The organism is Microbacterium sp. lyk4-40-TSB-66, assembly GCF_030209475.1.
Classification (GTDB): Bacteria; Actinomycetota; Actinomycetes; order Actinomycetales; family Microbacteriaceae; genus Microbacterium.
Genome location: NZ_JARVRW010000014.1, coordinates 68,174 through 77,111 on the forward strand (window position 1 = coordinate 68,174; position 8,938 = coordinate 77,111).

Here is an 8,938-nt window from a genome sequence, read left to right on the forward strand (position 1 = left end):
GTGGCGCGGCGTCAGTCCGTGGCCCGGGGGTCCCGCGCGCTGCCGAGGTGCGCAGGAGGGCCGACGGAAGCCCGACGAACGATCGGGCAGTCCATGAGGTGGGGGGAATCGATGTCGGCCTCGCGGAGGCCGAGGGCGACCTCCATCGCCCAGCGACCCATGGCCGCGTGGGGGAGGGAGACGGTGGTCAACGGCGGGTCGAGCTCGGACGCGACCAGCTGCTGATCGTCGTAGCCGACGATCGAAAGGTCTTCGGGGATCCGGATGCCGTGGCGGTGCGCCCACGTCACGACGCCGGCCGCGATGCGGTCGTTGTAGGCGAAGATGCCGGTCGGGCGCTGAGCGGGGGCGAGGGCGAACAGGTCGGCCGCGGCCTGCTGCCCGCCCGCCGCCGAGGTCGGCGAGAACACGTGTAGGGCGGGGTCGGGCTCGATACCGGACTCGGCGAGCACGTCGAGGTAGCCGCGCAGGCGGAGCCCGGCGGCGACCGGGCGGTCTTCGTCGTTGTCGATGAAGGCGATGCGGCGGTGTCCCGCGTCGACGAGCTCCTGAGTGGCGACCCGGCCACCGGCGTAGTCGTCGGGGACGACGGCAGGGTAGCCGCCGTCCTCGGGGCGGCAGTCGAGGAACACCGTGCCGGCGGGAAGACCCGCGGGCGCCGGGATGACCCGGTGGTACATCGAGGCGTAGACCATGCCGTCGACGCGGTGGTTGACGAGGGTGGTGATCGCGTCGGACTCGATCTCGGGGTGGCCGTCGGTGTCGACGAGGATGACGAGTCGGCCGTTCTCGCGGGCGACCTCCTGCGCGCCGGCGAGCATGCGGCCGGCGAAGGGCGTCGTGGCGATGCGGTCGGACACGAGGCCGATGGTGCCGGTGACGCGGGTGCGCAGGCTCCGGGCGATCGGGTTGGGGGAGTACCCCACCTCGTCGGCGACGCGACGGACCCGCTTCTTCGTCTCATCCGAGATGCGCGACTCGGCGTCGTTGAGCACGAGCGAGACGGTCGCGGGGGAGACGCCGGCGGCTTTCGCGACGTCGGCCAGACGTACTCGAGTCATCGCCCCACCCTCCGTTGGATAATCGATTTATCTTGCTGATAAACCGATTTATCTGCGACCGAGATCAGTGTGAGGTGTGGAGCGCATCCGTGTCAAGTAACGGTGGGGTAACGGTGGCTCCCCCGTGGAGACGTCTGCGTGTCGCATGTCCCACGAGGTGCAGCTAGCGGGGCGTCGCGCTGCACGAGGTGGGACACGTGTGGCGTGGAGCGGCGCTCCGCGCGTGGGCATGTCCCACGAGGTGCAGCTAGCGGGGCGTCGCGCTGCACGAGGTGGGACGCGTGTGCCGGCGGGTGGCGCTCCACGTGTGGGCATGTCCCACATGGTGCTGCTCGCGGGGCCTCACCCCGCACGAAATGGGACACGTGGTGCGCCTCGCGTGTGCCATCCGGAGTCGGAGCGGGGGGAAGGCTGGCGTGTCCCGCTCGGTACGGCGCGGCGAGGCTGGCCGCCGGATCAGCTCGGGTCGCCGCCCAGCGGGCCCACCGCGGGGATGGGGCCGCCGTCGTCGGCGCCGGTCTTGCGGGCGCGGGCGATGGCGTTACCGAGGTGGTAGATCACCAGGGCGGCGACCGAGCCGAGCACGATGGCACCGAGCTGGAACTGCCCGAACTGCAGCGTGAACCCGGCGATCGCCATCACCAGCGAGACCGCGCCGGTGTACTGGTTGACCGGGCGCGAGAAGTCGACGCGGTTGTCGACCCAGATCTTGATGCCGATGATGCCGATCAGCCCGTACAGCGCGGTGGTGACGCCGCCGAGCACCCCGGGCGGGATGGTGTTGAACACCGCGCCGACTTTGGGCGACAGGCTCAGCACGATCGCGGTGAGACCGGCGACCCAGTACACCGCGGTCGAGTACACGCGGGTCGCGGCCATCACGCCGATGTTCTCGCCGTAGGTGGTGGTGCCCGAGCCGCCGAAGGTTCCCGCGAGGGTCGTGGCGACGCCGTCGGCGATGAGGGCGCGACCGGTCGAGCGGTTCGCGGTGGCATCCGTCATCGCGGCGACTCCGCGCACGTGACCGACGTTCTCGGCGACCAGCACCAGTACGACGGGGAGGAACATCGCGATGACGGACCAGGTCGCGGGGGTGGTGAAGTCGGCGAACTCGAACGTGGGAAGGCCCACCCAGGGAGCGGCCTCGACGGCGGCGAAATCGATCAGGATCTCACCCGACACGGCCTGGATGATCACGGTCGCGACGTAGCCGACGATGACGCCGAGGAAGATCGAGATGCGGCCCAGGAAACCGCGGAACAGCACGCTGAACAGGATCACCGCGACGAGGGTGATGGTTCCGGGTAGCGGCTGCAGCTGGAAGTTCGACCAGGCGACGGGGGCGAGGTTGAAGCCGATGAGGGCGACGATCGCGCCGGCGACGACCGGGGGCATGACCTTGTCGACCCAACCGAGACCGACGAACTGCACGATGAAGCCGATGGCGGCGAGCAGGATGCCGACGGCCACGATCCCCGCGAGCGCCGACCCGGTGCCGGCCATGGTGGTGGCGGCGGTGATCGGTGCGATGAACGCGAACGACGAGCCGAGGTAGCTGGGGAGGCGGTTGCGGGTGATGAGGAGGAACAGCAGCGTTCCCACGCCCGAGAACAGCAGCGTCGTCGACACCGGGAAACCGGTGAGCACCGGCACCAGGAACGTCGCGCCGAACATGGCGATGACGTGCTGGAGCCCGATCGCGATCGTCGCGCCCCAGTTCAGGCGTTCACCCGGGGCGACGACGGCCCCGGGCGCGACGGTGCGGCCGTTGCCGTGCAGTTTCCAGCGGAACATTTGTCTCCTCGAGGTGGTGGATGGATGCCGAGGTCACGTGCTTCCGCCGAACTCACACCCCGTGTCGTGTGCTCTCGGCGGGGTCACGTGCTTTCGGGTATCAGCCGTGCGAGGTCACGTGATCTCGCGGGGTGGTTCCGGCGACGTCACGTGATGTCGGCGGCAACGCCGGGGGCGAAGTCAGGACGTCAGCAGGCGCAGCAGCTCGGCGTAGCGCTCGCGGGTGCGCTCGATGATCTCGGTGGGGAGTGCGGGGGGCTCGCCCTTCTTGTCCCAATTGTCGGCGAGCCAGTTGCGCACGATCTGCTTGTCGAAGCTCGCCATCCGCTCGGCGGGGGTGGTGCCGGTGCGCCAGGCCTCGGCGTCCCAGTAGCGAGACGAGTCCGACGTCAGCACCTCGTCGGCCAGCGTCAGCACGCCGTCCGCGTCGAAGCCGAACTCGAACTTGGTGTCGGCGAGGATCAGCCCGTGCGCCTCGGCGGTCGCGGAGGCGCGACGGTAGATCTCGAGCGACGCGTCGCGTAGCGCCGAAGCGGTCTCGGCGCCCACGAGCTCGACCGACCTCTCGAACGTGATGTTCTCGTCGTGCTCGCCCATCGGGGCCTTGAAGGCGGGGGTGTAGAGCGGCTCCGGCAAGCGGTCGCCGTCTTCGAGCCCCTCGGGGAGGGGGATGCCGCAGACGGTTCCTTCCGCGCGGTATTCGGCCCAGCCCGAGCCGGTCAGGTAGCCCCGCACGACGCACTCGATCGGCTGCATGTCGAGGGAGCGGACGAGCATCGCGCGCCCCTGCACGGCATCCGGGATCAGCCCCACCGTGTCGTCGCCCTCGAGCGCATGGTCGGAAGCGAGGTGGTTCGGGATGCCGCGGCCGCCGTCGGCGCCGGCGAGCTGGTCGAACCACCACAGGCTCAGCGTCGTGAGCAGCTCGCCCTTGTCCGGGATGCCGGGGGCGAGCACGTGGTCGAAGGCGCTCACGCGGTCGCTCGCGACGACGAGCAGGCGCGCGGGCGACGCGTCGTCGGGGGTGTCGGTGGGCACATACAGGTCGCGCACCTTGCCGGAGTAGGTGTGGCGCCAACCGGGGAGCTCGAGCGGGGGAGCGAAGGTCACCCGCTCATTATCGCGGGTACGGGCACCGCGCACCGGCGCGGATTGTGTCACACGCCGTCGTCCCCCGCCTGCCCCCCCGGTCGCGCCGGCGGCCGTGACTACCCTTGATCAGATGACCGAGGCATCCCCCGACTCCGCGGTGAACATCGACCCGCACCTGGGCAGTCGCCACAAGACCATCCGCGGATGGGTCTTCTGGCCGGCCGCCGGGATCGCGCTGGCCTTCGTCGCCTTCGCTCTCCTCTTCCCCGCGGCAGCCGAGGCGACCTTCGACACCGTGCAGACGGCGATCGTCTCGACCTTCAACTGGTATTACGTGCTGATCGCGGCGTTCTTCGTCGTGTTCGCCCTGGCGATGGGCTTCAGCCGGTTCGGCAACATCAAGCTCGGCCAGGACGACGACGAGCCGGAATTCTCGACCATGTCGTGGTTCGCGTTGCTCTTCGCCGCCGGCATGGGTATCGGGCTCGTGTTCTACGGCGTGAGCGAACCGCTCAGCCATTTCATCTCGCCGCGTCCCGGGGTGGAGGGCACGCCGGCGCAGTTGGCGCAGCAGGCGATGTCGCAGACCTTCTTGCACTGGGGCGTGCACGCCTGGTCGATCTACGTGGTGATCGGACTCGCCCTCGCGTACGCCTTCCACCGGCGCAAGCGTCCGAGGACGATCCGTTGGGCGTTGGAGCCCATCCTCGGCGCCCGGCTGGTCCAGGGCGCGTGGGGCAACGCGATCGACGTCGCCGCGCTGGTCGGGACGCTCTTCGGTGTCGCCACCTCGCTCGGACTCGGGGTGATCCAGATCAGCGCCGGCCTCGACTTCCTCGGGCTCGTACCTCCCACGATCATCAGCCAGGCGATCATCATCGGCATCATCACCGGCTTCGTGCTCTTCTCCCTCCTCTCCGGCGTCGGCAAGGGCATGAAGTGGCTGTCGAACATCAACCTCGTGCTCGCCGGCATCCTCATGCTGTATCTGCTGTTCGTCGGGCCCACCGAGTTCCTCCTGCGCGACGTCGTGCAGTCGATCGGAAACTACATCCAGAGCTTCGTGGGGCTGTCGTTCACCGTCAGCGCCTACTCCGGAGACGACGGCGTCGCGTGGCAGGGGGCATGGACGGCGTTCTACTGGGGCTGGTGGATCTCGTGGGCGCCCTTCGTGGGAATCTTCATCGCGCGCATCTCGAAGGGCCGCACGGTTCGCGAGTTCGTCACCGGAGTGATCCTGGTGCCCACGCTGGTCGGCATCCTGTGGTTCACCGTCCTCGGCGGCACCGCCATCTACGGCGAGCTGAGCGGAAACGCCTCGCTGGTCGGGGAGGACGGCACGATCGACGTGTCCACGGCGCTCTTCCAGATGCTCGAGGGCGTTCCCGGGTCGGCGGTGCTGGTCGTGGGCTTCCTCATCCTGATCGGTGTGTTCTTCGTGACCTCGGCCGACTCGGGCGCACTGGTCATGAGCATGATCGCCACCGGCGGTGAGGAAGAGCCCAAGAACTGGGTGCGCATCTTCTTCGCCCTCGCGACGGCGCTCATCGCGTTCGCTCTGCTGATCGCCGGCGGACTCACGGCGCTGCAGACGGCGGCGATCAGCATCGCCCTGCCGTTCAGCCTCGTGCTGCTCGCCATCTGCTGGGCCACGGTGGTGGCCTTCCGGCGCGAGCTGCGCGCGTACGACAAGGCGGAGCGGGCGCAGCTGCGCGACTCGATCGGCGAGCATTACGGACTCGAGGTCGAGGAGCCCAACCAGCGCGGCATCTTCGGCATGTCCATCCGGTGGGGGCAGCGGCGTGCGGCCCCGAGCGCTCCCGCGCCGGAGCGTTCCGAGACGCCGTCGTCGTCGTCCTGACGCCATCCCCCTGTTGAGCGTCCAGAACACGCCGCGCGCGCTTCCGCGACGCGGCGTGTTCTGGACGCTCGACGAATTTGCGAGGGGGTTCGCGCGACGTTCGTGAGGGGCGTATAGTCCACGTGGACTAGTCGACACGGACCACGAGGAGGACGGATGCCGCAGCCCGTCCGCCTCACCCCGATCGCGGTCATGATCCTCGCGACCCTTCGCGAGGCCGACATGCACACCTACGAGATCGTGCGCCTCCTGAAGGAACGTCGCGACGATCGTCTGGTGCCCCTGCAGAAGGGCACGATCTACCACACGGTCGCCCGCCTCGAGCGCGACGGCCTGCTCGCCGAGGTCGGCGTCGACCGCGAGGGCAACCGCCCCGAGCGCACGACGTACACGCTCCTTCCCGCCGGTCGTCACGCCGTGGAGGAATGGGTGCGTACCGAGCTGCCCCAGATCGATCGGGCGAGCGATTTCCGTGTCGCGCTCTCGGAGGCGCACAACCTCGAGCGCGACGAGGTCGTCGCCCTGCTCGACCGGCGCCGCGACCTGCTCGTCGCCTCTGTCGACGAGCATCGCACCGGACTCGCGGGGGCGACCCGGCGGGAGACCCCCGAGCAATTCCTCGTCGAGCTGCAGCGGCAGTCCGCCCTGCTCGACGCCGAACTCGCGTGGCAGGACTCCCTGCGCGCGCGCCTCTCCGATCGCTCCCTCGCCTGGGGCATCGCCGAGATCCCCGAACACATCAAGAACAAGCGTCACGTCTCGAAGGAGACCACCCCATGACCGACTCCCGCGCCGCCACGACGGCATCCACTCGAACTCCCGCCCGTAGCCCCTGGCCCGCCCTCTGGGCCCTGGTCATCGGGTTCTTCATGATCCTGGTCGACACCACGATCGTGTCGGTGGCCAACCCCGCCATCAAGGCGGCCCTCGACCCGAACACCGGCAACCTCGACAACGTCGTGTGGGTCACCAGCGCCTACCTGCTGACCTATGCCGTTCCGCTGCTCATCACCGGCCGCCTCGGCGACCGGTTCGGCCCGAAGAACATCTACCTGACGGGTCTGGCGATCTTCACGATCGCCTCCCTCGCCTGCGGCCTGGCGCCCTCGCTCGAGGTGCTCATCGCCGCGCGTGCGGTGCAGGGCCTCGGAGCGGCGATGATGACGCCGCAGACGATGGCCGTCATCACCCGCACCTTCCCGCCGCAGAACCGCGGAGCGGCCATGGGGCTGTGGGGAGCGACCGCGGGTGTCGCCACCCTCGTCGGCCCCCTTGCGGGCGGCCTGCTCGTCGACGGCCTCGGGTGGGAGTGGATCTTCTTCATCAACATCCCCGTCGGGATCATCGGCTTCATCGCCGCCGTCATCCTCGTGCCGCAGCTGCCGCGCACCGCGCACAAGTTCGACATCGTCGGAGTCGTCCTGAGCGCCGTCGGCCTGTTCCTCATCGTGTTCGGTCTGCAGGAGGGCGAGCACTACTCGTGGGCCGCGTGGATCTGGGCGATGGTCGCGGCGGGCGTCGCCGTGATGGCGCTGTTCATCTGGACGCAGGCGCGCAGCAAGGGCGAACCGCTCGTGCCGCTCGACCTGTTCCGCGACCGCAACTTCTCGATCGCGAACCTCGCCATCGCGGCGGTCGGCTTCACCGTGACGAGCATGGCGCTCCCGCAGATGTTCTACCTGCAGCTGGCCCGGGGCCTCACCCCGACCGAGTCGGCGCTGCTGCTCGTGCCGCTCGCCATCCTCTCGGGCGTGCTCGCCCCCTTCGCCGGCAAGCTCCTCGATCGCACCGACCCGCGGTTCCTGCTCGTGCCGGGTCTGCTGCTCGTCGGCGGAGCGCTGAGCATCTACGTCGCGCTCATCCTGAACGACGCGCCGATCTGGATGTTCCTCATCCCCTCCGTCTTCATGGGCATCGGAAACGCGGGCATGTGGGGTCCGCTCGCGACCACCGCGACGCGCAACCTCCCGCCGCGTCAGGCGGGCGCCGGCGCCGGCATCTACAACACCACCCGCACCGTCGGATCGGTGATCGGCTCGGCATCCATCGCCGCCTTCATGCAGGCACGTCTCGAGGCGAACCTCCCCGGAGCGGGGGATGCCGGGGCGAGCTTCGGAACCGGAACGCTTCCGCCGCAGATCGTCGGCGGGTTCTCGCAGGCGATGGGTCAGTCGCTCGTACTGCCGATCATCGTCATCGGTGTGGGGCTGATCGCGGTCCTGTTCATGCGACGCCCCTCGGTGATCCGGCCGCACGGCGCTCCGCGTGACGCCGCACCGGCCGCACAGGCGCAGGCCGCGCCCGCCGCCGCGGGCGAGTAACCCGCCTCTGTCGAACGCCGTCGTCCCCGGTGGGGCGGCGGCGTTCGTCGTGCGTGGGGTGGGCGGCGGGTGGGGCCGTGCGGGGCGATCGGCGGGAGGGGCGTATGCGGGGTGTGCGGCGTGCGTCGTGCCTCGGGTGTGCGGCGAGTGGCGCGAGCGCGGGTCGCGGCGCTGACGAGGGGAGGAGATGCGGGGAGGGGAGGACGGATGCCGCGCCGGCGGTCCTCCGTTCGCCGCAGCTCCTCCGCCGAGCGCGGTCCGTCGCGAGGGCGGCGGGGTCGCGGGGCGTCGCCGGGCGATGTCGTGGCGAGCCGCGTCGGGTCGCCGCCAGGCTACGGCGTGATCTCGTCGACGAAGGCGCGAGCCTCATCGATGAGGCGCTGCCATCGGTCGGTGCCCGTGTCCAGCGGAACCTCCGCCCATTCGCGCATCGGGCGGCCGCGCATGATCATCGGACCGGCCCCTCCGGCAGCCACGAGTTCGCCGATGCGCCGTTCCGGCAGCTTCACGACGAGCGAGCCGTTGTGCACCACGAAGGCGTAGACCTTCTCGCGTACGCGGAGTCCCTCGGTGCCGAACATGCGACCGATGTCGATTCCGGGCAGGCGGCAGTGCTGCTCCGCGATGGGGTCGAAGACCTCGCGGCCGCGCGCCATGGCATCCCGGTCGACCATGCCCACACGGTAGCGGGCGATGGTTGCCGAGGCCAGAGGCGCGGCCTCGGCCGGTGCGCGGGAGGGTTGCCCCGGCGCCGGGAGGGGAGGTGATTCCGGGGCGGGAGGAGGGATGCCGGGGCGTGGGTCCTCCGC

The 8,938-nt window shown here is 69.9% G+C and carries 7 protein-coding genes; 3 read left to right on the top strand and 4 right to left on the bottom strand.

Annotated features, from left to right (window positions below; genetic code table 11):
* Window positions 1–11: 11 nt before the first annotated feature.
* The 3 genes from QRO03_RS15615 to QRO03_RS15625 form a co-directional block, all read right to left on the bottom strand.
* The gene (locus QRO03_RS15615) at window positions 12–1,061 is read right to left on the bottom strand and encodes a LacI family DNA-binding transcriptional regulator (RefSeq protein WP_285138414.1); all 1,050 of its coding nucleotides are present in this window, start codon (window positions 1,059–1,061) and stop codon (window positions 12–14) included.
* Between the two features lie 456 nt (window positions 1,062–1,517).
* Window positions 1,518–2,855 carry a uracil-xanthine permease family protein gene (locus QRO03_RS15620; RefSeq protein ID WP_285138415.1) on the bottom strand — a complete coding sequence of 446 codons (1,338 nt, stop codon included), beginning with the start codon at window positions 2,853–2,855 and terminating at the stop codon, window positions 1,518–1,520.
* 180 nt (window positions 2,856–3,035) lie between these two features.
* A complete protein-coding gene (locus tag QRO03_RS15625; RefSeq protein WP_285138416.1) occupies window positions 3,036–3,965 on the bottom strand; it encodes a phosphoribosylaminoimidazolesuccinocarboxamide synthase in 930 nt (309 codons plus the stop codon).
* Between the two features lie 112 nt (window positions 3,966–4,077).
* Here QRO03_RS15625 and QRO03_RS15630 point away from each other — a divergent pair, with 112 nt between their 5' ends.
* The 3 genes from QRO03_RS15630 (at window position 4,078) to QRO03_RS15640 (ending at window position 8,129) form a co-directional block, all read left to right on the top strand.
* A complete protein-coding gene (locus QRO03_RS15630) occupies window positions 4,078–5,808 on the top strand; it encodes a BCCT family transporter (protein WP_285138417.1) in 1,731 nt (576 codons plus the stop codon).
* A gap of 156 nt (window positions 5,809–5,964) precedes the next feature.
* Window positions 5,965–6,588: a PadR family transcriptional regulator gene (locus QRO03_RS15635; protein WP_285138418.1), complete on the top strand. Its 624-nt coding sequence runs from the start codon at window positions 5,965–5,967 to the stop codon at window positions 6,586–6,588.
* A complete protein-coding gene (locus QRO03_RS15640; RefSeq protein WP_285138419.1) occupies window positions 6,585–8,129 on the top strand; it encodes a DHA2 family efflux MFS transporter permease subunit in 1,545 nt (514 codons plus the stop codon). The genes QRO03_RS15635 and QRO03_RS15640 overlap by 4 nt, the downstream gene beginning before the upstream one ends.
* A gap of 332 nt (window positions 8,130–8,461) precedes the next feature.
* Here the strand turns inward: QRO03_RS15640 and QRO03_RS15645 are convergent.
* A partial coding sequence (locus QRO03_RS15645) for a hypothetical protein (RefSeq protein WP_285138420.1) occupies window positions 8,462–8,938 on the bottom strand: 477 nt, incomplete at its 5' end.